Here is a 24,084-nt window from a genome sequence, read left to right on the forward strand (position 1 = left end):
GACAACTAGGATGTTGGCTCAGAAGCAGCCACCATTTAAAGAGTGCGTAATAGCTCACTAGTCGAGTGACTCTGCGCCGAAAATGTACCGGGGCTAAATACACCACCGAAGCTGCGAATTGATACCAATGGTATCAGTGGTAGGGGAGCGTTCTAAGTGCAGTGAAGTCAGACCGGAAGGACTGGTGGAGCGCTTAGAAGTGAGAATGCCGGTATGAGTAGCGAAAGACGGGTGAGAATCCCGTCCACCGAATGCCTAAGGTTTCCTGAGGAAGGCTCGTCCGCTCAGGGTTAGTCAGGACCTAAGCCGAGGCCGACAGGCGTAGGCGATGGACAACAGGTTGATATTCCTGTACCACCTCTTTATCGTTTGAGCAATGGAGGGACGCAGAAGGATAGAAGAAGCGTGCGATTGGTTGTGCACGTCCAAGCAGTTAGGCTGATAAGTAGGCAAATCCGCTTATCGTGAAGGCTGAGCTGTGATGGGGAAGCTCCTTATGGAGCGAAGTCTTTGATTCCCCGCTGCCAAGAAAAGCTTCTAGCGAGATAAAAGGTGCCTGTACCGCAAACCGACACAGGTAGGCGAGGAGAGAATCCTAAGGTGTGCGAGAGAACTCTGGTTAAGGAACTCGGCAAAATGACCCCGTAACTTCGGGAGAAGGGGTGCTTTCTTAACGGAAAGCCGCAGTGAATAGGCCCAAGCGACTGTTTAGCAAAAACACAGGTCTCTGCGAAGCCGTAAGGCGAAGTATAGGGGCTGACACCTGCCCGGTGCTGGAAGGTTAAGGAGAGGGGTTAGCGTAAGCGAAGCTCTGAACTGAAGCCCCAGTAAACGGCGGCCGTAACTATAACGGTCCTAAGGTAGCGAAATTCCTTGTCGGGTAAGTTCCGACCCGCACGAAAGGTGTAACGATTTGGGCACTGTCTCAACCAGAGACTCGGTGAAATTATAGTACCTGTGAAGATGCAGGTTACCCGCGACAGGACGGAAAGACCCCGTGGAGCTTTACTGTAGCCTGATATTGAATTTTGGTACAGTTTGTACAGGATAGGCGGGAGCCATTGAAACCGGAGCGCTAGCTTCGGTGGAGGCGCTGGTGGGATACCGCCCTGACTGTATTGAAATTCTAACCTACGGGTCTCATCGACCCGGGAGACAGTGTCAGGTGGGCAGTTTGACTGGGGCGGTCGCCTCCTAAAGTGTAACGGAGGCGCCCAAAGGTTCCCTCAGAATGGTTGGAAATCATTCGTAGAGTGCAAAGGCATAAGGGAGCTTGACTGCGAGACCTACAAGTCGAGCAGGGACGAAAGTCGGGCTTAGTGATCCGGTGGTTCCGCATGGAAGGGCCATCGCTCAACGGATAAAAGCTACCCCGGGGATAACAGGCTTATCTCCCCCAAGAGTCCACATCGACGGGGAGGTTTGGCACCTCGATGTCGGCTCATCGCATCCTGGGGCTGTAGTCGGTCCCAAGGGTTGGGCTGTTCGCCCATTAAAGCGGTACGCGAGCTGGGTTCAGAACGTCGTGAGACAGTTCGGTCCCTATCCGTCGTGGGCGCAGGAAATTTGAGAGGAGCTGTCCTTAGTACGAGAGGACCGGGATGGACGCACCGCTGGTGTACCAGTTGTTCTGCCAAGGGCATAGCTGGGTAGCTATGTGCGGAAGGGATAAGTGCTGAAAGCATCTAAGCATGAAGCCCCCCTCAAGATGAGATTTCCCATAGCGTAAGCTAGTAAGATCCCTGAAAGATGATCAGGTTGATAGGTTCGAGGTGGAAGCATGGTGACATGTGGAGCTGACGAATACTAATAGATCGAGGACTTAACCATATAATATGAAGCAATGTTATCTAGTTTTGAAGGAATATACCTTCATCAGTTTGGTGATGATGGCAGAGAGGTCACACCCGTTCCCATACCGAACACGGAAGTTAAGCTCTCTAGCGCCGATGGTAGTTGGGACCTTGTCCCTGTGAGAGTAGGACGTCGCCAAGCAAAAACCTAAGTCGTTTCGACTTAGGTTTTTTTGTGTTTATTTTTATTTACCGAAGGTTAAAATCCATAAATTTAATAATCCTAAAGACGAAAAAAGAATGAAATAGAGGCAGTTTAAAATAATGGTAATGATTTTTTGTGCTCCGGATTTTTCGAATGCTCCTAAAATAATCCCTAAGAATAGAAAAGATTATTTCTATCATAATAATGAGAGTAGAAAAAATGGGATGATATAAATAAGCATTCAATAATTACAGCAATTACTGCGATAGAGAAAAATAAATAGGATAATAGCACAGTTATTTTTTTTCACGGTTATTCCTCCTTTGAAATTAAAGCGTTATAATATAGGTTCTATCGATGTATAGAACACAAGAGAGTATATATATTGATTAAAACATACTGAAGTATTATATAAATAGTTATACGTAAAATAGATCTCTAGAAATATATATTCTAATTCCCTTTCCTTCTTGCATATAGTTGCAATTCTTCTTTTGAATATAACTAAAACACGAACGTTATCGATGACTAATAAAAAAACATTCGATTATTTATTGACATTGTTTATGAAATATTGTTAATATAGCCATAGAAACAATAATATATAAGACCTCATATAATCGCGGGGATATGGCCTGCAAGTCTCTACCTAACGACCGTTATTCGTTAGACTATGAGGGAAAGTCACTCGGTATTTTTCTATTCACAAGGGATACGTATGCCTGAGTAGAGCACTTTCTCTCATAGTAAAAGAGAAACTGTTCTATTTCAGGCTTTTTTTATTTGAATCGGGGGGATTCTAATATGAAATCACTAGTTGGAGTCATAATGGGAAGCACGTCAGACTGGGAAACAATGAAATATGCTTGTGACATTTTAGATGAATTAAATATACCGTATGAGAAAAAAGTTGTATCCGCTCATCGGACTCCGGATTATATGTTTGAATATGCAGAAACAGCTCGTGAACGTGGAGTAAAAGTTATTATTGCTGGAGCCGGTGGAGCAGCGCATTTACCAGGAATGGTTGCAGCGAAGACAAATCTTCCTGTAATTGGTGTTCCAGTTCAATCAAAGGCGTTAAACGGCCTAGATTCGTTATTATCCATTGTCCAAATGCCAGGAGGGGTTCCAGTTGCAACTGTTGCAATTGGTAAGGCTGGTTCAACGAATGCTGGATTACTTGCTGCACAAATACTTGGATCATTTCATGATGATATACATGATGCATTAGAGTTGAGACGAGAAGCTATTGAGAAAACTGTGCGTGAAGGTAGTGAGCTAGTATGACGAGAATCATTTTACCTGGAAAAACAATCGGCATTATTGGAGGCGGCCAGCTTGGAAGAATGATGGCGTTGGCAGCTAAGGAAATGGGTTATAAAATTGCTGTTTTAGATCCTACAAAGCATTCACCATGTGCACAAGTTGCTGATGTTGAAGTCGTTGCACCATATGACGATTTAAAAGCAATTCAGCATTTAGCAGAGATAAGCGACGTTGTCACATATGAATTTGAGAATATTGATTATAGATGTTTACAATGGCTTGAAAAACATGCTTACTTACCACAAGGTAGTCAGTTGTTAAATAAAACGCAAAATCGTTTTACAGAAAAGAATGCAATTGAAAAAGCTGGGTTACCAGTAGCATCGTATAGATTGGTTCAAAATCAAGATCAACTTACAGAAGCAATTAAAGAGTTATCTTTCCCTTCTGTCTTAAAAACAACGACAGGTGGATACGATGGTAAAGGGCAAGTGGTTTTAAAGAGTGAAGCTGATGTTGTGAGAGCAAAAGAACTTACTAATAAAGCAGAGTGCATTCTAGAAAAATGGGTGCCTTTTGAAAAAGAAGTATCAGTTATTGTAATTCGTAGTGTAAGTGGTGAAACGAAAGTATTTCCGGTAGCGGAAAATATTCATGTAAATAATATTTTGCATGAATCTATCGTTCCAGCCCGCATTACAGAAGAACTTTCTCAAAAAGCAATTGATTACGCAAAGGTACTTGCGGATGAACTAGAACTTGTGGGAACACTAGCGGTAGAGATGTTTGCTACAGCTGACGGTGAGATTTACATTAATGAATTAGCACCAAGACCTCACAATTCAGGACACTATACACAGGATGCATGTGAAACGAGTCAATTTGGTCAACATATTCGAGCAATCTGTAATTTACCTCTTGGAGAAACAAATTTGTTAAAACCAGTTGTCATGGTAAACATTTTAGGCGAACATATAGAAGGGGTCCTAGGACAAGTGAATAGACTAACCGGGTGCTATTTACACTTGTATGGAAAAGAAGAAGCAAAAGCGCAGCGAAAAATGGGGCATGTTAATATTTTAAATGATAATATTGAAGTCGCTCTAGAAAAAGCGAAGAGTTTGCATATTTGGGACCATCAAGAACAACTGTTGGAGGGAAAAAGATGATTAATCGTTATACACGCCCTGAAATGGGTGCGATTTGGACGGAAGAGAACAAATTTAAAGCGTGGTTAGAAGTTGAGATTTTAGCGTGTGAAGCATGGGCTGAGCTTGGCGATATTCCAAAAGAAGATGTGAAAAAAATTCGTGAACATGCAACATTTGATATTGATCGTATTTATGAAATTGAAAAAGAAACACGTCATGACGTAGTTGCTTTCACTCGTGCTGTATCAGAAACACCAACATTAGGCGAGGAACGTAAATGGGTTCATTACGGTTTAACATCTACAGACGTAGTAGATACAGCGTTATCTTATATCTTAAAACAAGCAAATGAAATCTTGTTAAAAGACTTAGAAAACTTTGTTAGCATTTTAGCTAATAAAGCGAAAGAGCATAAATACACGATTATGATGGGAAGAACACACGGTGTACATGCAGAGCCAACAACATTTGGTTTAAAACTTGGTCTTTGGTATGAAGAAATGAAACGTAACGTAGAGCGTTTCAAACAAGCTGCTGATACAGTTCGCGTTGGTAAGTTATCTGGTGCGGTTGGTACATATGCAAATATTGATCCATTCGTAGAAAAGTATGTTTGTGAAAACTTAGGATTAGAAGCAGCACCAATTTCAACACAAACATTGCAACGTGATCGTCATGCACATTACATGTCAACACTTGCACTAATCGCAACATCTGTTGAAAAGATGGCAGTTGAGATTCGTGGTTTACAAAAGAGTGAAACACGTGAAGTTGAAGAGGCTTTCGCAAAAGGTCAAAAAGGTTCTTCTGCAATGCCCCATAAACGTAATCCAATTGGATCTGAAAATATGACTGGTTTAGCTCGTGTTATCCGCGGTTATATGATGACAGCTTACGAGAATGTTCCGTTATGGCATGAGCGTGATATCTCTCACTCTTCTGCAGAACGCGTAATTTTACCAGATGCTACAATCGCGTTAAATTACATGTTAAATCGCTTTGGTAATATCGTTAAAAACTTAACTGTATTCCCAGAGAATATGAAACGCAATATGACAAGAACATACGGCTTAATTTACTCTCAACGCGTAATGCTTACACTAATTGACAAAGGTCTGGTACGTGAAGAAGCTTATGATATCGTACAGCCTAAAGCAATGGAAGCTTGGGAAACACAAGTACAATTTAAAGAGCTTGTAGAATCTGACGAGCGTATTACAAGTAAGTTAACGCAAGAAGAAATTAACGAATGTTTCAATTATGAACATCATATGCAACACGTTGATACAATCTTTGAACGCCTTGGATTAAACGAAGCGTAAAATTTCATATGGCACAGAATAGAGTCATTCTGTGCCATTCTTTATAAAAATATTATTCACATTTTTCAAACTACAGGGGGCTTGCGAAATGCAAAAGCTAGAATTGCTGTATGAAGGTAAGGCAAAAAGAATTTATCGTACAGAAGCAGCAGATATGGTTTGGGTAGAGTACAAAGATAGTGCGACTGCTTTCAATGGGGAGAAAAAAGCGACAATTACAGGAAAAGGTCGTTTGAACAATGAGATTACAACTTTATTGTTCAGAAAGTTACAAGAAGTTGGAATTAAAACACACTTTGTGGAGAAGTTATCTGATACAGAACAACTTGTCAAAAAGGTGAGTATTATTCCATTAGAAGTTGTCACAAGAAACGTAATTGCAGGTAGTCTTTCAAAAAGACTAGGAATGGAAGAAGGAACTGCTCTTACAACACCGATCGTAGAATTTTACTACAAAGATGATGATTTAGGAGATCCACTTGTAACGGAAGATCATATTCGTTTGTTAAATGTTGCAACACCAGAGCAAGTAAGCGTATTACGAGATGCAGCTCTACAAATCAATCAAGTGTTGATTGAGCATTTCGCAAGCTGTCGTGTAAGATTAGTAGATTTTAAATTAGAGTTTGGCGTAACAGAAGAAGGGGAAATCATATTAGCAGATGAAATTTCACCAGATACTTGCCGTTTATGGGATGAAACGAGCAATGAAAAATTTGATAAAGATGTATTCCGTCGTGATCTTGGGAATTTAACAGAAGCATATGAAGAAATTTTAAAACGTTTAGGGGGAGCTTCACATGTATAAAGTTAAGGTATATGTAACGTTAAGAGAAAGTGTATTAGATCCACAAGGAACTGCGGTAAAGGGAGCACTTCATAGTCTTTCATTTACAGAAGTACAAGACGTTCGAATCGGAAAATATATGGAATTAACAATTGATAAATCAGTATCTGATCTGGATAGCAAGGTAAAAGAAATGTGTGAAAAATTATTAGCAAACGTTGTAATGGAAGACTTCCGTTATGAAGTTGAGGAGGTTGTCGCACAGTGAAATTTGCAGTCATAGTATTCCCAGGTTCGAACTGTGATGTCGATATGTTCCATGCAATTAAAGATGAGCTTGGTGAAGAAGTAGATTACGTTTGGCACGATAGAGAGAATTTAGATGAATATGATGCAATTTTACTACCAGGTGGATTCTCTTACGGTGACTATTTACGTTGTGGTGCTATCTCTCGCTTTGCTAACGCAATGAAAGCAGTGCAAAAAGCTGCTGAGCAAGGAAAGCCAATTTTAGGAGTGTGTAATGGATTCCAGATTCTTGTTGAATCAGGATTACTACCAGGAGCATTAATGAGAAACGAAAACTTAAAGTTTATGTGCCGTACGGTTCAGTTACGTGTTGAAAATAATGAAACTATGTTTACATCACAATATGAAAAAAATGAAGTAATCAATATTCCAATTGCACATGGTGAGGGGAATTACTATTGTGATGAAGCAACTCTTAAACAATTAGAAGAAAATAATCAAATCGCATTCCGTTACGTAGAAAATCCGAATGGAAGCGTTTCAGATATTGCAGGTATTGTAAATGAAAAAGGAAATGTTCTTGGTATGATGCCACACCCAGAGCGTGCTGTAGATGAATTACTTGGCGGTGCTGAAGGGTTAAAAGTCTTTCAATCTATCTTAAAACAGTGGAGGGAAACATATGTCGTTAATGCTTGAGCCAAATCCAACACAAATTAAAGAAGAGCGTATATATGCGGAAATGGGGCTAACAGACGAAGAGTTTGCCATGGTTGAAAAGATTTTAGGCCGTTTGCCGAATTATACAGAAACGGGACTATTCTCTGTTATGTGGTCTGAACATTGTAGTTATAAAAATTCAAAGCCAGTTCTTCGTAAGTTTCCAACGACAGGTGAGCGTGTCTTACAAGGACCTGGAGAAGGCGCTGGAATTGTAGATATCGGTGATAATCAAGCGGTTGTATTTAAAATGGAAAGTCATAACCATCCTTCTGCAATTGAGCCATATCAAGGGGCAGCGACAGGTGTCGGTGGTATTATTCGCGATGTATTCTCTATGGGAGCACGTCCGGTAGCTCTATTAAACTCACTTCGCTTCGGTGAATTACAATCACCACGCGTGAAATATTTATTTGAAGAAGTAGTAGCAGGAATCGCAGGATACGGTAACTGCATTGGTATTCCTACTGTTGGCGGCGAAGTACAGTTTGATCCATGTTATGAAGGAAATCCACTTGTAAATGCAATGTGTGTAGGCCTAATTAATCATGAAGATATTAAAAAAGGGCAAGCACATGGTGCTGGTAATACAGTAATGTACGTAGGAGCATCAACTGGTCGTGATGGTATTCACGGTGCAACATTCGCATCTGAAGAGTTATCTGAAAGCTCAGAAGCGAAGCGTCCGGCAGTTCAAGTAGGGGATCCATTTATGGAGAAACTTCTTATTGAAGCATGTTTAGAACTTATTCAGTCTGATGCACTTGTTGGAATTCAAGATATGGGAGCTGCTGGTTTAACATCATCTTCTGCAGAAATGGCAAGTAAAGCAGGTATGGGTATTGAAATGTACTTAGATGATGTACCGCAGCGTGAAACTGGAATGACTCCATATGAAATGATGTTATCTGAATCACAAGAGCGTATGTTAATCGTTGTGAAAAAAGGTAGAGAGCAAGAAATAGTAGATTTATTTGAGAAGTATGGTCTTGCAGCAGTTACGATGGGGAAAGTAACTGAAGATAAAATGCTTCGATTATTCCATAAAGATGAAATGGTAGCTGAAGTACCAGCGGATGCTCTTGCAGAAGAAGCACCAATTTATCATAAACCGTCAAAAGAAGCAGCATACTTTGCTGAGTTCCAGCAGATGAAAATGGAAACACCAAAAGTAGAAGATTATAAAGAAACGTTATTAGCTCTATTACAACAACCAACGATTGCAAGTAAAGAGTGGGTATATGATCAATATGATTATCAAGTGCGCACTAGCACAATCGTTACACCAGGTTCAGATGCAGCGGTTATACGTGTACGCGGCACAGAAAAAGGATTAGCAATGACGACAGATTGTAACTCTCGCTACATTTATTTAGATCCAGAAGTGGGCGGTAAAATTGCAGTAGCAGAGGCAGCACGTAATATCGTATGTTCTGGCGGGGAGCCACTTGCAATTACAGATTGCTTAAACTTCGGTAACCCAGAAAAACCAGAGATCTTCTGGCAAATTGAGAAATCAGTAGACGGTATGAGTGAAGCTTGCCGCAAGTTACAAACGCCAGTTATCGGCGGGAATGTATCAATGTATAACGAGCGTAGTGGTGAAGCTGTATATCCAACACCAACTGTTGGGATGGTTGGACTTGTACACGATTTAAAACACGTAACAACACAAGAATTTAAACAAGCTGGCGATTTAGTTTATGTAATTGGAGAGACGAAAGCTGAGTTCGGTGGAAGTGAATTACAGAAAATGATCTACGGAAAAATTTTCGGTCAATCACCAAGCATCGATCTAGATGTAGAATTAAAACGCCAAAAACAAGTACTAGCAGCAATTCAAGCTGGCCTTGTTCAATCTGCACATGATGTTGCAGAAGGTGGTTTAGCAGTTGCAATTACTGAAAGTGCAATTGGTGCTAACGGTTTAGGTGCTACTGTGAAATTAGACGGAGAAGCAACAGCAGTATTATTTGCAGAATCACAATCGCGCTTCGTTATAACCGTAAAACGTGAAAATAAAGAAGCATTTGAGAAAGTGGTTGAAGCAATTCAAGTTGGAGAAGTGACAAATACAAATGAAGTAACAATTCATAATGAAGAAAATGAAGTATTACTTACAGCAAATGTAGATGAAATGAGAAAGGCTTGGAAAGGGGCAATCCCATGCTTGCTGAAATAAAGGGGTTAAATGAAGAATGTGGCGTTTTTGGAATTTGGGGGCATGAAAATGCAGCACAAGTTTCGTACTACGGATTGCACAGTTTGCAGCACCGTGGGCAAGAGGGCGCAGGCATTGTTGTAAATAATGGGGAAAAAATCATCGGTCACAAGGGGTTAGGTTTAATATCAGAAGTGTTTTCAAGAGGTGAGCTAGAGGGATTAAACGGGAAATCAGCAATTGGACACGTACGATATGCAACAGCTGGTGGAAGTGAAGTTGCTAACGTTCAACCATTATTATTCCGTTTTTCCGATCATAGCATGGCGTTAGCTCATAACGGAAATTTAATTAATGCAAAAATGCTTCGTCGTGAATTAGAGGCAGAGGGAAGTATTTTTCAAACAAGTTCAGATACAGAAGTACTTTTACACCTCATTAAGCGTAGTACAAAAGATTCTTTAATTGATAGTGTAAAAGAGGCTCTAAATAAAGTGAAAGGTGCGTTTGCATATCTTTTACTAACTGGAAATGAAATGATCGTTGCGCTAGATCCAAATGGATTCCGTCCTCTTTCAATTGGAAAGATGGGGGATGCTTACGTTGTAGCATCGGAAACATGTGCTTTCGATGTAGTTGGTGCAACATACATTCGTGATGTAGAACCTGGTGAATTGCTTATTATCAATGATGAAGGAATTCACGTAGATCGTTTTACAAATGAAGTAGACCACGCGATTTGCAGTATGGAATACATTTACTTTGCACGTCCAGATTCTAATATAGCTGGTATTAATGTTCATGCAGCACGTAAAAACATGGGGAAACGTTTAGCGGCGGAAGCTCCTATTGAAGCTGATGTTGTTACTGGTGTACCAGACTCTAGTATTTCAGCAGCAATTGGTTATGCGGAGGCGACAGGAATTCCGTATGAGTTAGGGTTAATTAAAAATCGTTACGTTGGACGTACGTTTATTCAACCTTCTCAAGAACTGCGTGAGCAAGGAGTTAAGATGAAGCTTTCAGCAGTAAGAGGCGTAGTTGAAGGAAAACGAGTTGTTATGATTGACGATTCTATCGTAAGAGGAACGACAAGTAAACGAATTGTTCGTATGCTTCGCGAGGCTGGAGCGACAGAAGTCCATGTAAGAATTGCTTCACCACCTCTTAAGTATCCATGCTTCTATGGCATTGATATTCAAACGAGAAAAGAATTAATCGCAGCAAATAATTCAATAGAAGAAATCCGTCAAATCATCGGAGCAGATTCACTAACATTTTTAAGTGAAGATGGATTAGTAGATGCAATTGGACGCCCATATGAAGGGAAATACGGTGGTCTATGTATGGCTTACTTCAATGGAGACTATCCAACAGCTCTTTATGATTATGAGCAAGAGCTTTTAGAAAGTATGAAATAAGAAGAAAAAAGCTTCTACTTCTTTTGATGTAGAAGCTAGCTTCTTTCTTAAAACGGCCGCCCTGGATGGGGAGAAATTAAAAGACGAGGTGTAAATAACGATGGCGAATGCATATAAGCAAGCAGGAGTAGATATTGAAGCTGGATATGAAGCGGTATCTCGCATGAAAAAACACGTACAAACAACAATGAGAAAAGAAGTGCTAGGCGGTTTAGGCGGTTTTGGAGGTATGTTTGATCTATCAAAATTTGCATTAGAAGAACCTGTATTAGTATCTGGAACAGATGGCGTGGGAACGAAATTGATGCTCGCTTTTATGGCAGATAAACATGACACAATTGGTATTGATGCAGTAGCAATGTGTGTAAATGATATTGTTGTCCAAGGAGCAGAGCCGCTTTTCTTCCTTGATTATATTGCTTGTGGTAAAGCTGAACCTAGTAAAATTGAAAACATCGTCAAAGGTATATCAGAGGGCTGTCGCCAAGCTGGTTGTGCATTAATTGGTGGAGAAACAGCTGAAATGCCAGGAATGTATTCTACGGAAGAATACGATTTAGCTGGTTTTACAGTTGGAATTGTTGATAAAAAGAAAATTGTAACAGGTGAAAAAATTGAAGCTGGTCACGTATTAATTGGTTTAGCATCTAGCGGTATTCATAGTAACGGTTATTCTTTAGTAAGAAAAGTGCTACTAGAAGATGGAGAACTATCTTTAGATCGTATTTACGGACGCTTAGAACTACCTCTTGGTGAAGAATTATTAAAACCAACGAAAATTTATGTCAAACCTATTTTAGAACTATTGAAGAAACATGAAGTATACGGTATGGCACATATTACAGGTGGTGGATTCATTGAAAATATTCCACGTATGTTGCCAGAAGGAATCGGTGCGGAAATTGAATTAGGATCTTGGCAAGTTCAACCGATTTTTAGTTTACTTCAAGAATTTGGAAAACTAGAAGAGAAAGAAATGTTCAATATTTTTAACATGGGTATTGGTATGGTAGTAGCAGTAAAGGAAGAAGAGGCAAAAGATATTGTTCGTCTTCTTGAGGAACAAGGCGAGAAAGCTCATATTATTGGACACACTGTACAAGGGTCTGGTGTTACCTTTATTGAGGGAACAGAAGTATGAGTAGATTAGCAGTTTTTGCTTCTGGGAGCGGCTCTAACTTTCAATCTCTCATTAATGCGGTAGAAGACAAAATATTGGATGCAGATATTAGTTTATTAGTATGTGATAAACCAGAGGCACGCGCTATTGGACGGGCAAACTATCACCATATTCCGTGTTTTTCCTTTTCAGCGAAAGCATATGAGTCAAAAGAAGCATTTGAAAAAGAGATATTAAAAAAGCTAGAAGAGTACGAAATTGATTATGTTATTTTAGCTGGATATATGCGTTTAATTGGAACGACTTTACTAGAAGCGTACGGCGGGAACATTATTAATATTCATCCATCACTACTACCGAGTTTTCCAGGGAAAGATGCTGTTGGTCAAGCGTTAGAAGCGGGTGTGAAAGTAACCGGAGTAACGATTCACTATGTAGATGCAGGTATGGATACAGGTCCAATTATTGCGCAAGAAGCAGTAGTTGTTTCTGAAGGGGATACGAGAGAAAGCTTACAAAAGAAAATTCAACAAGTTGAACATAAATTATACGTAAATACAGTGAATCAAATTGTTCAGTCTGTGAAAAAACCAACTGTTAACTAACATACAACCAGGGGTGAAGGATAAATGAAAAAGCGTGCATTAGTAAGTGTTTCAGATAAAACAGGAGTAGTAGAATTTGTTAAAGGTTTACTTGAACAAGGGATTGAAGTTATTTCAACAGGTGGTACGAAAAAATTATTAGAAGAAAACGGCTTGCAAGTAATTGGTATTTCTGAAGTAACTGGTTTCCCAGAAATTATGGATGGTCGTGTAAAAACATTACATCCAAATATTCATGGTGGTCTATTAGCAGTTCGTGATAATGAAATGCATGTAGCGCAAATGAATGAATTAGGTATTCAACCAATTGACTTTGTTGTTGTTAACTTATACCCATTTAAAGAAACAATCGCTAAGCCTGATGTAACATTTGCTGATGCAATTGAAAATATTGATATCGGTGGCCCAACAATGATTCGCTCTGCTGCGAAAAATCATAAATTTGTATCGGTAATTGTAGATCCAGTAGATTATGATGTTGTATTAGCAGAACTGAAAGAGAACGGTGAAGTAACAGAGGAAACGAAACGTAAATTAGCAGCGAAAGTATTCCGTCATACAGCGGCATATGATGCGTTAATTTCTAACTACTTAACAAAGCAAATGGGCGAAGAAAGCCCTGAAACAGTAACGGTGACATTTGAGAAAAAACAAGATTTACGCTATGGCGAAAATCCACATCAAAAAGCGACATTCTATAAAGCGCCATTCGCAGCAACTTCTTCTGTTGCATACGCAGAACAATTACACGGTAAAGAATTATCTTATAACAATATCAACGATGCGGATGCAGCACTTAGCATCGTGAAAGAATTTACAGAACCAGCAGTAGTAGCGGTAAAACATATGAATCCATGTGGTGTTGGAGTAGGAACTGATATTCACGAAGCATACACACGCGCTTATGAAGCAGATCCAGTATCAATCTTCGGAGGCATTATTGCAGCGAATCGTGAAATTGATAAAGCTACAGCAGAAAAGTTACACGAAATTTTCTTAGAAATTGTTATCGCACCTTCTTTCTCACAAGAAGCTTTAGAAGTATTGCAAAGTAAGAAAAATTTACGTTTACTAACTGTAAATATTGAAAAAGCAACAAGCGCAAGTAAAAAGCTAACTTCTGTACAAGGTGGACTTCTTGTTCAAGAGGAAGATACGTTATCATTAGATGAAAGTACAATTTCAATTCCAACGAAACGTGAACCATCAGAGCAAGAGTGGAAAGATTTAAAACTAGCTTGGAAAGTTGTAAAACATGTGAAATCAAATGCAATTGTTTTAGCGAATGATAACATGACAGTTGGTGTAGGCGCGGGACAGATGAACCGTGTAGGTTCTGCAAAAATCGCAATTACACAAGCTGGCGAAAAAGCACAAGGTAGCGCACTTGCATCTGATGCTTTCTTCCCAATGCCAGATACAGTAGAAGAAGCAGCAAAAGCTGGAATTACAGCAATCATCCAACCAGGCGGATCGATTCGTGATGAAGATTCTATTAAAATGGCAGATGCGTATGGGATTACTATGGTGTTCACTGGCGTACGTCATTTCAAACACTAATAGAGGATGTTAAAAAAGTCCGGTCAAGATAACTGTCGCATGTCGTCGTTGCATAGCCAGTGCGGTACTCATGTAGGAAAGCTACACTCCGTGTCCTCCTGGCAAATGCGCCTTGACCTGCTCGGTTCTCTTGATCCTCCTTTTTAAACTTTTATTGATATGAAAACAAACTAGGAGCATAGCTTCTAGTTTGTACTTATTTAATTATTGGGGGATGGAATATGAATGTTTTAGTAATTGGTCGTGGTGGACGTGAGCATGCTTTAGCTTGGAAGTTTGCACAATCTGAAAAGGTAGAAAAAATATATGTAGCGCCAGGTAATGAAGGTATGCGAGACGTTGCAACACCAGTTGATATTGATGAGAATGATTTTGATGCATTAGTCTTATTCGCAAAAGAAAACAATGTAGGCTTAACTTTCGTTGGACCAGAAATTCCACTTATGAATGGAATCGTTGATCGCTTTAAGGAAGAGGGACTTCGTGTATTTGGACCTAATAAAGCGGCTGCTGTTATTGAAGGTAGTAAAGCTTTTACAAAAGAATTGATGAAAAAGTATGATATTCCAACTGCGGCATATGAAACTTTTACAGACTATGAAGAGGCAGTAAAGTACATTCAGAAAGTTGGTGCACCGATCGTAATTAAGGCAGATGGGTTAGCTGCTGGTAAAGGTGTAACAGTAGCAATGACGCTTGAAGATGCATTACAAGCTGTGAAAGAAATGCTGCAAGATGTGAAATTCGGTGAAGCAAGCAAGAAGGTCGTTATTGAGGAGTTTCTAGATGGACAAGAATTTTCATTAATGGCATTCGTAAATGGAACAACCGTACATCCGATGGTAATTGCTCAAGATCATAAACGCGCTTTTGATGGCGATAAAGGTCCGAATACAGGCGGAATGGGTGCATATTCCCCAGTACCACAAATTCCGGAATCAGCGGTTCAAGAAGCGATTCAAACAGTATTACATCCAACTGCTAAAGCGATGATCCAAGAAAATCTTTCGTTTACAGGAATTTTATATGCGGGGCTTATTTTAACGAATGATGGTCCAAAGGTAATTGAGTTCAATGCACGCTTTGGCGATCCTGAAACGGAAGTTGTATTACCACGCTTAGAAAATGATTTAGTTGATGTATGTAACGCTGTATTAGATGAAAGTGAATTAACGTTACAATGGTCAAAGGAAGCAGTTATTGGTGTCGTACTTGCTTCGAAAGGATATCCAGAAGCATATAAAAAAGGTGAAATTATTAACGGATTAGATGCACTGCAAGATGTAATAGTTTTCCATGCGGGTACAGCGATGAAACATGGTGACTTTGTAACAAACGGTGGCCGTGTATTATTTGTTGCTTGTAAGGCGAATAGTTTACAAGAAGCGAAAGATAAGGTCTATAAAGAAATCGGTAAAATTGAGAGTGATGGTTTATTTTACCGAAGTGATATAGGATATCGTGCAATTGGGCATGAGATGATGAAAAGCTAATGTATAAAAAATCCCGCTGATTTCTCAGCGGGATTTTTATGCATCTTTATCTTTTTTTAATTTCCCTTTTTGCTTTGCCATTTCTCGAAGTAAATACTCGATGTGTGCATTGACGCTACGAAACTCATCATTCGCCCATTTTTCGATGACTGCGTGTAATTCAGGATCAATACGTAATGGAAAGCTTTTCTTTTTGGCCATAATCACTTACAACCTTTAGTATAGGCTTCCTGTATTAATAACTGGTTGCGCACCTTTATCTGAAACGATGGCAACTAATAAATTGTTCACCATATTTGCTTTACGCTCGTCATCGAGTTCCAGTACGCCTTCTTCATCTAACATATGGATTGAATCTTTCGCCATCTTCACAGCACCTTCAACAATCTCTTTTCTAGCAGCTAATACTGCTTTTGCTTGTTGACGCTGGAGCATTGCATGGGCAATTTCTGTTGCGTAAGCTAAATGTGTTAAACGAGTTTCTAATACTTCTACGCCAGCGATTTCAAGTCGTGCTTCTAACTCACGCTTTAATTCTTCAGAGATCTCTTCAGTATTTCCTCGTAACGTGATGCAAGTTTCATCTTGGAAATTATCATAAGGATATTTTGTAGCAACGTGGCGGATTGCTGTTTCACTTTGAATTTCTACGAATCGATCGTAATGCTCAACACCAAACATTGCTTTTGCGGAATCAACAACTTTATATACGATAACGGCTGCAATTTCAATTGGATTGCCCTCAACATCGTTTACTTTTAATTTCTTACTGTTAAAGTTTTCAACACGTAAAGATACAGTTTGACGAAAAGCGAATGGAATTGTTAAAAATAAACCATTTTGACGAATTGTTCCTAAATAACTACCGAAGAACGTAATAACTTTCGCTTGATTCGGTTGAACGATACCGATACCTGTAGCTAAAACAGATGCTAATATGAGAGCTAAAATAGCTATTACAAACATTTCTTGTACAAGGCAAAATACACCGATAGCGGCTAAAACTAAAATTCCAATAACGCCGAGAAATCCATTAACATAAAATACTTGTTTTTCTTTCATATGATCGCCTCCTTGATATAAAAATGATATCACTTTTATATCATTACATGCAAGAGGGTTACACCTAATTTTCTGAATTTTATTGTTTGATATCTTTTATGTACGTTTTAAGGGTAAAAACAAGAATGTACGTTCTGTTTCGTGGTAAAATAAAGAAGACTTAGCTGCCCACTGCAGCAGCTAAGTCCCTTTGAGAGCATCTTGCATCGTGACAAATGATTCAAAGCGGTTTTGCCAGGATTAATTCTTCAATCGCTGACTCAATCTCTTTGTCAGAAGTGTCATAACTTCCATCTGACTTTGACTTTGGCTTGTCATGACTGGAAGCTGAATTAACTTCTTCTTTATTATGTCCTTTTTCAGTGAAATTCATGCTAGGCATTTTAAATGCGCTCATATTCATATATTTTCCAAACTTACAGGCTTCAACAATAGGGCAGAAACGAACGATTCCCTCCGCAATTTTCATGGCACCAATCCATAGCAAAACTTTAGACCAAGTGCACCAAGGTTTACGTACGAGTTTAGCTGTACTACAACCGAAGAGGATGAGTCCGAGTGTAATTCGAATTAGAGCACTAATTGTGCCGATGTTTTGCTTCATTAGAAAAACACTCCTTTTTAATTAACTTCGAAATAGAAAATACTATTTCATTTGTTAGTATTCCGTATAAGTTTTTTGATATGTAATCCAACATTTGACGTTGAAAAAGATGTTGGATTGGGCGTGTGTGTAGGTAGTTTTTTTTGTTATAATGAAAGAATGCGTAAAAGGAAGTTCAAAAAGTCCGGTAAAGATAGCTGTCGCATTTCATCGTTGCATACGCCAGTCCGGTAAAGATATAGCAAGGAATGTAAAAAATCTTGATAAAAATTAACTGTTATTTTGAACAGAAATTATATAACTAGAGAAAAGAAAGGGTGTTTTCATGTACGATATTTCCAAATGGAAACATGTATTTAAGCTTGATCCAAATAAGGAGTTAAGTGACGAACATTTAGAAATGATTTGTGAATCTGGAACGGATGCTGTTATTGTAGGTGGAAGTGACGGTATAACAATTGATAACGTATTACACATGCTAGTTAGCATTCGTAGATATGCAGTGCCTTGTGTGTTAGAGGTTTCTGATGTGGAGGCAATTACACCAGGATTTGATTTTTATTACATCCCAAGTGTTTTAAATAGCCGAAAAGTAGAATGGGTAACAGGTGTTCATCATGAGGCATTGAAAGAATTTGGGGATATTATGGACTGGGACGAAATTTACATGGAAGGGTATTGTGTTTTAAACCCAGAAGCGAAAGTAGCCCAGCTTACAGATGCAAAATGTGATTTAACAGAAGATGATGTTATTGCATATGCGCGTTTAGCAGACAAGCTATTACATTTACCGATATTCTATTTAGAATATAGCGGGACGTATGGAGACATTGAGCTTGTTAAAAATGTAAAAGCAGAATTGAAACAAGCTAAGCTATATTATGGCGGTGGTATTTCTAATGCAGAACAAGCGAAAGAAATGGCACAGTATGCTGATACAGTAGTTGTTGGAAATATTATTTATGATGATATAAAATCGGCATTAAAAACAGTTAAAGCAGTAAAAGGAGAGTAGGTGCAGGCACATATGAGTACGACAGATAAGTTATTAAATGGTTTAAATCCGCAGCAACAAAAAGCAGTACAAACAACAAATGGAGCACTTCTATTAATGGCAGGCGCAGGTAGTGGGAAAACACGTGTGTTAACACACCGTATTGCATATTTACTTGGTGAAAAAGGTGTGGCGCCATGGAATGTACTAGCAATTACCTTTACAAATAAAGCTGCTCGTGAAATGCGTGAGCGTATTGATAAACTTGTTGGACCAGAAGCAGAAGATATTTGGATTTCTACGTTCCACTCTATGTGCGTACGTATTTTACGACGTGATATTGACCGCATTGGTATTAATCGTAACTTTACAATCTTAGATTCAGGTGATCAGTTAACTGTAGTAAAAAAAATTATGAAGGAGCGCAATATTGACCCGAAGAAGTTTGAGCCGCGCTCTATTTTAGCGGGTATTAGCAATGCGAAAAATGAACTGTTATCTGCAGATAAATATGCAAAAAAAATTACAACCGCTGATCCATATGAAAAATTAACGAGCGATGTATATACAGAATATCAAAAACGTCTTTTGAAAAATAACTCATTAGACTTTGATGATTTAATTATGACGACGATTCAGCTATTTGAACGTGTTCCAGAAGTACTAGAGTTTTATCAGCGTAAATTCCAATATATTCACGTTGATGAGTATCAAGATACGAACAAAGCTCAGTACCTTCTTGTTAAACATTTGGCATCACGTTTTAAAAACCTTTGTGTTGTTGGTGATTCGGATCAGTCTATTTACCGCTGGCGCGGGGCTGACATTTCTAACATTTTGTCATTCGAAAAAGACTATGAGAATGCACAAGTTATTCTGTTAGAACAAAACTATCGTTCATCACAAAATATTTTAAATGCAGCTAATGCTGTAATTGAAAAAAATTCAAACCGTAAACCGAAGAAATTATGGACAGAAAATCAAATTGGAAGCAAAATCTCGTATTATCGTGCTGCAACCGAAAAGGACGAAGCGTATTTTGTTGCGAAAAAAATTCGTGATGATATTCAAATGGGGAACCGAAAATATACTGATTTTGCAGTGTTATATCGTACAAATGCCCAGTCTCGTATGATTGAGGAGATTTTCCTAAAATCTAATATCCCTTACAAAATTGTCGGAGGTACTAAGTTCTACGACCGTAAAGAGATTAAAGACATTTTGGCGTACTTACGTTTAATTGGGAATCCAGATGATGAGATTAGTTTTGGACGTATTATAAACATGCCAAAGCGCGGGATTGGTGCGACTTCTATCGATAAAATTATTAATTATGGTGTGCAAAACGGAATCTCATTAACTGCTGTATTTGATGAGATTGAGCATGTTGGTGTAAGTGCAAAAATAACAAAAGCAGTAAAAGAATTCGCAAGTTTATTACACAACTGGGTAAATATGCAAGAGTATTTATCTGTTACAGAATTAGTAGAAGAAGTTATTGAGAAGACAGGCTATCGTGATATGTTGAAAAATGAGCGTTCTTTAGAAGCAGAAGGTCGTTTAGAAAACTTAGACGAGTTTTTATCTGTTACACAAACATTTGAATCCCAAAGCGAAGATAAGAGCCTTGTTGCATTCTTAACAGACTTAGCTCTTGTTGCGGATATTGATCGTGTAGATGAAGATCCAACTGCTGGTGAAGAAGTTATTTTAATGACGATGCACTCAGCGAAAGGATTAGAGTTCCCAGTTGTCTTTATTGTTGGCTTAGAGGAAGGGATATTCCCGCATACTCGTTCTCTTATGGAAGAGGATGAAATGCAAGAAGAGCGTCGTCTTGCCTATGTAGGTATTACTCGTGCAGAAGAAGAGCTATACTTATCCAATGCTCAAATGCGTACTTTATTTGGTAGAACAAGTATGAATGCAGCATCTCGATTTATTACAGAAATTCCGGCAGAATTAGTAGAACCATTAAACGAAACAGCACCGAAGCGTGAAACTTCGTTTGGTGCAAAAGGAAGAACGACAAGCGCAACTACAACACGTTCTCGTTCAGCTTTCGCGCGTCCGGCTGTTAAGACGACAGGTGGCGAGCAAATTGGCTGGGGAATAGGCGATAAAGCTGCTCACCAGAAGTGGGGAGTCGGTACAGTTGTAAGTGTAAAGGGTGAAGGAGATTCAAAAGAATTAGATATTGCGTTCCCAAGCCCAATTGGTATTAAACGTTTATTAGCAAAATTTGCACCTGTGACGAAACAATAAGAAAGGACTGAGGATATGTCAAAAGAGATAGCCAAAAAACGTATAGAAGAATTGCGTGATTTGTTAAATACATTTAACTATCAATATCACGTATTAGACAATCCTTCTGTTTCTGATGCGGAATATGACCGTGATATGCAGGAGCTTATAAAATTAGAAGCAGAGAACCCAGAGTTTATGAGTGAAGACTCTCCCTCCATTCGCGTTGGGGGGACTGTTCTTGATATATTTGAAAAGGTAACGCATAAATCACCAATGTTAAGTTTAGGAAACGCGTTTAATGAAGGAGATTTGCGTGATTTTGATCGAAGAGTACATCAGGGAATTGATGATGCGAATGTAAGATATATATGCGAATTAAAAATTGACGGACTTGCTGTTTCACTTCATTATGAAAAAGGACGCTTCATTCAAGGAGCAACACGTGGTGATGGTATAACGGGTGAAGATATTACCCAAAACTTAAAAACGATTAAAGCTATCCCGCTGCGTTTAAATGAAGAAGTAACGTTAGAAGCACGAGGCGAGGCTTATATGCCGAAGCGTTCATTCGTTAAATTAAATGAAGAAAAAGAGCAAAATGGTGAAGATGTATTTGCGAATCCACGTAATGCGGCAGCAGGATCGATACGCCAACTTGATCCGAAAATTGCAGCGAAGCGTAACTTATCTATGTTTGTGTATGGTCTTGCTAATGTAGAAGAAAAAACAATTCCATCCCACAGTGAATCACTGGATTTCTTAGGTGAGCTTGGATTTAAGACGAATCCAAATCGTCGTACATGTGAAACAATTGAAGACGTAATAGCCTATGTAGAAGAGTGGCAAGAAAAACGCCCGCATCTTGATTATGAGATTGACGGAATCGTTATAAAAGTAGACGATGTTGCTATTCAAGAAAGCTTAGGAACTACAGCAAAGAGTCCAAGATGGGCAATAGCTTATAAATTCCCAGCTGAAGAAGTTGTGACGAGATTAACAGGGATTGAATTAAGTGTCGGCCGCACAGGAGTTGTAACACCAACTGCAGAGCTCGAGCCAGTTAGAGTGGCTGGTACTATCGTTCGTCGTGCTTCTTTACATAACGAAGATTTAATTCGTGAAAAGGATATTCGAATTGGTGACTACGTTGTTGTGAAAAAGGCTGGAGATATCATTCCTGAAGTTGTGAACGTTATTTTTGATAAGCGTACTGGTGAGGAAGAAGAATATCATATGCCAACGCATTGTCCAGCATGTGAGAGTGAACTTGTTCGTTTAGAAGAAGAAGTAGCACTTCGATGTATAAATCCGACTTGCCCAGCTCAAATTCGTGAAGGATTAATCCATTTCGTTTCAAGAAATGCAATGAATATTGATGGACTTGGAGAACGTGTAATTACACAACTCTTTGATGCGGATTATATTCGTACGTTTGCTGATTTATATTCATTGACGAAAGAGCAATTATTAGAACTAGAACGTTTCGGTGAAAAATCAGCAACAAATTTAGTCCAAGCAATTGAGAATTCTAAGGAAAACTCATTAGAGCGATTATTATTCGGTCTTGGTATTCGTCATGTCGGTGCGAAAGCGGCACGTACATTTGCTGAGCATTTCGAAACGATGGATGAGCTTGTGAAAGCGACGGAAGAAGAATTAAAAACAATTAATGAGATTGGTGAAAAAATGGCTCAATCCGTTGTAACGTATTTCGATAATGAAGACGTATTAGAGCTATTACAACAATTTAAAGAGTATGGCGTGAACATGGCATACAAAGGTATAAAAATTGCTGATTTACAAAATGTTGAATCGTACTTCGCAGGAAAAACTGTCGTCTTAACAGGGAAATTAGAAGTTATGGGCCGCAGTGAAGCGAAGAAGAAAATTGAGGCATTAGGTGGAAAAGTAACAGGAAGTGTTAGTAAAAGTACGGATTTACTTGTTGCTGGTGAAGCTGCAGGCTCGAAATTAGCGCAAGCAGAGAAGCACAATGTTGAAGTTTGGAATGAAGAGAGGTTCTTACAAGAGCTGAATAAGTAAGAGGTGCAAACTTACGATGAAAAAAATAGCGTTAGCAGTATTAAGTCTTAGCCTACTTGTAAGTGGGTGTAGCATTGGTTCTAATAAAGATGAAAAAACAGTTGAGAAATCGGGGAAAGCGAAAGAGCAAGCTGTTATCCCGAAATACTCGATTTCGGATGAATATTATAAGACAACAGTTCCATTTAATGCAGGATCTGCACGTGGTTTAGTTGTGCAAGGTTTAAATAGTCGTCTAGATGTAGATGAATTTGAAACAGGATTAATGCGTATTGCCAAAGAATCATTTAGCACGAAAGATTATTTCTTTAAAGGCGGAGACGTTTTAGATACTCAAAGTGTTCAAATGCTTGTAAAAAGAAAGCGTACAGACGCTGAACAAAAAGAGCTAGAGGACAAGTTGAAAAAAGATGCAGTTAAATTTCCGAATGTAGGGTTGAATCCAGCCTTAAGTGAAGGATCAGAATCGCTAGAAGTAAAGAATAAAAAAAGTCCAATGTATATCTCAAATATTTTAGAGCATGATTATTATGTAAGAAAAGGTGAGAACGATGTTGAACGTGGTGGCATTGTAGTTGGATTAGCGATGAATTCTGTTCAATATTATGAGGAAGAGCATGGTTATCCGCGTGAGGCTGCAATTCCGGATGTAAAAATGTTAGCTGAAGGGAAAAGGATGGCCCAAGAAATCTTGAAAGTAATGCAGCAAAAAAAGCCTGAAATAAAAAATATTCCGGTTACATTTGCGATTTATCGTCAAGGTCCAAAGTCTTCGCTTGTACCAGGGAATTTTGTTTCTTATGCTAAGGTAGAAAAAGGTAGTGAAACGGTTGAGGATTGGAAACCAATCAATGAGAAATATTATTTGTTCCCGTCAGAACAGGCAAAAGCGGATAATAAACGTGAAGACCTTGCAAGGGTGTCAAACTTTAAAGCGAAGTTAAGTGAGTATTTCCAAGGCGATTATACAGCTGTTATCGGTACTGGAATGTATAGAGATGATGAATTAAGAGAAATGAAGCTCGATATTCCTGTCCAATTCAATGGGAAAGCTGAAGTAATTGGTTTTACACAATATGTAGCTGGACTTGTTATGGAATACTTCCCGAATTATATGAAAGTACAAGTAACAATTAAATCTGTAGAACGCCCAGAAGCAATTATTATACGTGAAGCGAAGCAAGATGAACCGTTTGTGAAAATTTTAGATTAAAGATGAGAGCTGTTCCATAAAGGAACAGCTTTTTTTCTTGAAAAATTTTGTTATAATTTTAAATG

At 38.8% G+C, this 24,084-nt stretch carries 19 protein-coding genes, 2 rRNA genes, 1 pseudogene and 1 riboswitch (1 of these 23 only partly in view); of the genes and pseudogenes, 18 read left to right on the top strand and 4 right to left on the bottom strand.

The window, feature by feature from the left end; genetic code table 11:
- Together QCI77_RS01705 and rrf are read left to right on the top strand one after the other, a co-directional pair.
- A 23S ribosomal RNA gene (locus tag QCI77_RS01705) occupies positions 1–1,830 on the top strand; it begins 1,092 nt to the left of the window's first position.
- A 49-nt stretch (positions 1,831–1,879) separates the two neighbouring features.
- Positions 1,880–1,995 (top strand): 5S ribosomal RNA (gene rrf, locus QCI77_RS01710).
- A gap of 43 nt (positions 1,996–2,038) precedes the next feature.
- Here the strand turns inward: rrf and QCI77_RS01715 are convergent.
- Positions 2,039–2,292, bottom strand: a pseudogene (locus tag QCI77_RS01715) (hypothetical protein).
- A 298-nt stretch (positions 2,293–2,590) separates the two neighbouring features.
- Positions 2,591–2,692: riboswitch (purine riboswitch) on the top strand.
- 110 nt (positions 2,693–2,802) lie between these two features.
- Between QCI77_RS01715 and purE the strand changes: the two are divergent.
- The 12 genes from purE (at position 2,803) to purD (ending at position 15,856) form a co-directional block, all read left to right on the top strand.
- The gene (purE, locus tag QCI77_RS01720; protein ID WP_002167058.1) at positions 2,803–3,288 is read left to right on the top strand and encodes a 5-(carboxyamino)imidazole ribonucleotide mutase; all 486 of its coding nucleotides are present in this window, start codon (positions 2,803–2,805) and stop codon (positions 3,286–3,288) included.
- On the top strand, positions 3,285–4,436 hold the full coding sequence (purK, locus tag QCI77_RS01725) for a 5-(carboxyamino)imidazole ribonucleotide synthase (protein ID WP_353824432.1): 1,152 nt from the start codon (positions 3,285–3,287) through the stop codon (positions 4,434–4,436). The genes purE and purK overlap by 4 nt, the downstream gene beginning before the upstream one ends.
- Entirely contained in the window at positions 4,433–5,740 is a 1,308-nt protein-coding gene (purB, locus tag QCI77_RS01730; RefSeq protein WP_002124866.1) for an adenylosuccinate lyase, read from the top strand. Before purK ends, purB begins: the two co-directional genes overlap by 4 nt.
- Positions 5,741–5,828: 88 nt before the next feature.
- Positions 5,829–6,548: a phosphoribosylaminoimidazolesuccinocarboxamide synthase gene (purC, locus tag QCI77_RS01735; RefSeq protein ID WP_002010014.1), complete on the top strand. Its 720-nt coding sequence runs from the start codon at positions 5,829–5,831 to the stop codon at positions 6,546–6,548.
- Positions 6,541–6,795 carry a phosphoribosylformylglycinamidine synthase subunit PurS gene (gene purS, locus QCI77_RS01740; protein WP_000278823.1) on the top strand — a complete coding sequence of 85 codons (255 nt, stop codon included), beginning with the start codon at positions 6,541–6,543 and terminating at the stop codon, positions 6,793–6,795. The genes purC and purS overlap by 8 nt, the downstream gene beginning before the upstream one ends.
- A complete protein-coding gene (purQ, locus tag QCI77_RS01745) occupies positions 6,792–7,475 on the top strand; it encodes a phosphoribosylformylglycinamidine synthase subunit PurQ (RefSeq protein WP_002140189.1) in 684 nt (227 codons plus the stop codon). Before purS ends, purQ begins: the two co-directional genes overlap by 4 nt.
- The gene (purL, locus tag QCI77_RS01750; protein WP_061676125.1) at positions 7,459–9,678 is read left to right on the top strand and encodes a phosphoribosylformylglycinamidine synthase II; all 2,220 of its coding nucleotides are present in this window, start codon (positions 7,459–7,461) and stop codon (positions 9,676–9,678) included. The genes purQ and purL overlap by 17 nt, the downstream gene beginning before the upstream one ends.
- Entirely contained in the window at positions 9,663–11,078 is a 1,416-nt protein-coding gene (gene purF / locus QCI77_RS01755; protein WP_002124870.1) for an amidophosphoribosyltransferase, read from the top strand. The genes purL and purF overlap by 16 nt, the downstream gene beginning before the upstream one ends.
- Before the next feature lie 100 nt (positions 11,079–11,178).
- On the top strand, positions 11,179–12,219 hold the full coding sequence (gene purM / locus QCI77_RS01760) for a phosphoribosylformylglycinamidine cyclo-ligase (RefSeq protein ID WP_215588691.1): 1,041 nt from the start codon (positions 11,179–11,181) through the stop codon (positions 12,217–12,219).
- Positions 12,216–12,803: a phosphoribosylglycinamide formyltransferase gene (purN, locus tag QCI77_RS01765; protein WP_353824433.1), complete on the top strand. Its 588-nt coding sequence runs from the start codon at positions 12,216–12,218 to the stop codon at positions 12,801–12,803. Before purM ends, purN begins: the two co-directional genes overlap by 4 nt.
- A gap of 24 nt (positions 12,804–12,827) precedes the next feature.
- The gene (gene purH, locus QCI77_RS01770; protein ID WP_353824434.1) at positions 12,828–14,363 is read left to right on the top strand and encodes a bifunctional phosphoribosylaminoimidazolecarboxamide formyltransferase/IMP cyclohydrolase; all 1,536 of its coding nucleotides are present in this window, start codon (positions 12,828–12,830) and stop codon (positions 14,361–14,363) included.
- A 221-nt stretch (positions 14,364–14,584) separates the two neighbouring features.
- Positions 14,585–15,856 carry a phosphoribosylamine--glycine ligase gene (gene purD / locus QCI77_RS01775; RefSeq protein WP_353824435.1) on the top strand — a complete coding sequence of 424 codons (1,272 nt, stop codon included), beginning with the start codon at positions 14,585–14,587 and terminating at the stop codon, positions 15,854–15,856.
- Positions 15,857–15,892: 36 nt separating this feature from the next.
- On the opposite strand, the gene QCI77_RS01780 is transcribed toward purD, so the two are convergent.
- From QCI77_RS01780 to QCI77_RS01790, 3 genes are all read right to left on the bottom strand, one after another.
- Positions 15,893–16,057 carry a type II toxin-antitoxin system antitoxin gene (locus QCI77_RS01780; RefSeq protein ID WP_001085171.1) on the bottom strand — a complete coding sequence of 55 codons (165 nt, stop codon included), beginning with the start codon at positions 16,055–16,057 and terminating at the stop codon, positions 15,893–15,895.
- A gap of 15 nt (positions 16,058–16,072) precedes the next feature.
- Positions 16,073–16,918, bottom strand: coding sequence for an SPFH domain-containing protein (locus QCI77_RS01785; RefSeq protein WP_002063557.1), 846 nt, complete (start codon positions 16,916–16,918; stop codon positions 16,073–16,075).
- A 220-nt stretch (positions 16,919–17,138) separates the two neighbouring features.
- Entirely contained in the window at positions 17,139–17,522 is a 384-nt protein-coding gene (locus tag QCI77_RS01790; protein WP_002124877.1) for a YgaP family membrane protein, read from the bottom strand.
- 325 nt (positions 17,523–17,847) lie between these two features.
- Here QCI77_RS01790 and pcrB point away from each other — a divergent pair, with 325 nt between their 5' ends.
- The 4 genes from pcrB to QCI77_RS01810 are packed head-to-tail and all read left to right on the top strand — an operon-like array spanning position 17,848 to position 24,019.
- The gene (pcrB, locus tag QCI77_RS01795) at positions 17,848–18,537 is read left to right on the top strand and encodes a heptaprenylglyceryl phosphate synthase (RefSeq protein WP_002029470.1); all 690 of its coding nucleotides are present in this window, start codon (positions 17,848–17,850) and stop codon (positions 18,535–18,537) included.
- 12 nt (positions 18,538–18,549) lie between these two features.
- Entirely contained in the window at positions 18,550–20,781 is a 2,232-nt protein-coding gene (gene pcrA, locus QCI77_RS01800) for a DNA helicase PcrA (protein WP_002010031.1), read from the top strand.
- A gap of 15 nt (positions 20,782–20,796) precedes the next feature.
- On the top strand, positions 20,797–22,806 hold the full coding sequence (gene ligA / locus QCI77_RS01805; protein ID WP_002010032.1) for an NAD-dependent DNA ligase LigA: 2,010 nt from the start codon (positions 20,797–20,799) through the stop codon (positions 22,804–22,806).
- Between the two features lie 16 nt (positions 22,807–22,822).
- Positions 22,823–24,019 carry a CamS family sex pheromone protein gene (locus QCI77_RS01810; RefSeq protein WP_063217654.1) on the top strand — a complete coding sequence of 399 codons (1,197 nt, stop codon included), beginning with the start codon at positions 22,823–22,825 and terminating at the stop codon, positions 24,017–24,019.
- Positions 24,020–24,084 lie beyond the last annotated feature (65 nt).

This window comes from Bacillus cereus group sp. MG9, assembly GCF_040459995.1.
GTDB lineage: Bacteria > Bacillota > Bacilli > Bacillales > Bacillaceae_G > Bacillus_A > Bacillus_A mycoides.

Bases quoted from the DNA above. Each gene is read 5' to 3' on its own strand.
- purN (WP_353824433.1), top strand. From the start codon at position 12,216: ATGAGTAGATTAGCAGTTTTTGCTTCTGGGAGCGGCTCTAACTTTCAA.
- pcrA (WP_002010031.1), top strand. From the start codon at position 18,550: ATGAGTACGACAGATAAGTTATTAAATGGTTTAAATCCGCAGCAACAA.
- purM (WP_215588691.1), top strand. From the start codon at position 11,179: ATGGCGAATGCATATAAGCAAGCAGGAGTAGATATTGAAGCTGGATAT.
- purD (WP_353824435.1), top strand. From the start codon at position 14,585: ATGAATGTTTTAGTAATTGGTCGTGGTGGACGTGAGCATGCTTTAGCT.
- pcrB (WP_002029470.1), top strand. From the start codon at position 17,848: ATGTACGATATTTCCAAATGGAAACATGTATTTAAGCTTGATCCAAAT.
- QCI77_RS01780 (WP_001085171.1), bottom strand. From the start codon at position 16,057: ATGGCCAAAAAGAAAAGCTTTCCATTACGTATTGATCCTGAATTACAC.
- ligA (WP_002010032.1), top strand. From the start codon at position 20,797: ATGTCAAAAGAGATAGCCAAAAAACGTATAGAAGAATTGCGTGATTTG.
- purK (WP_353824432.1), top strand. From the start codon at position 3,285: ATGACGAGAATCATTTTACCTGGAAAAACAATCGGCATTATTGGAGGC.
- purS (WP_000278823.1), top strand. From the start codon at position 6,541: ATGTATAAAGTTAAGGTATATGTAACGTTAAGAGAAAGTGTATTAGAT.
- QCI77_RS01790 (WP_002124877.1), bottom strand. From the start codon at position 17,522: ATGAAGCAAAACATCGGCACAATTAGTGCTCTAATTCGAATTACACTC.
- purC (WP_002010014.1), top strand. From the start codon at position 5,829: ATGCAAAAGCTAGAATTGCTGTATGAAGGTAAGGCAAAAAGAATTTAT.
- purH (WP_353824434.1), top strand. From the start codon at position 12,828: ATGAAAAAGCGTGCATTAGTAAGTGTTTCAGATAAAACAGGAGTAGTA.
- purL (WP_061676125.1), top strand. From the start codon at position 7,459: ATGTCGTTAATGCTTGAGCCAAATCCAACACAAATTAAAGAAGAGCGT.
- QCI77_RS01785 (WP_002063557.1), bottom strand. From the start codon at position 16,918: ATGAAAGAAAAACAAGTATTTTATGTTAATGGATTTCTCGGCGTTATT.
- QCI77_RS01810 (WP_063217654.1), top strand. From the start codon at position 22,823: ATGAAAAAAATAGCGTTAGCAGTATTAAGTCTTAGCCTACTTGTAAGT.
- purF (WP_002124870.1), top strand. From the start codon at position 9,663: ATGCTTGCTGAAATAAAGGGGTTAAATGAAGAATGTGGCGTTTTTGGA.
- purB (WP_002124866.1), top strand. From the start codon at position 4,433: ATGATTAATCGTTATACACGCCCTGAAATGGGTGCGATTTGGACGGAA.
- purE (WP_002167058.1), top strand. From the start codon at position 2,803: ATGAAATCACTAGTTGGAGTCATAATGGGAAGCACGTCAGACTGGGAA.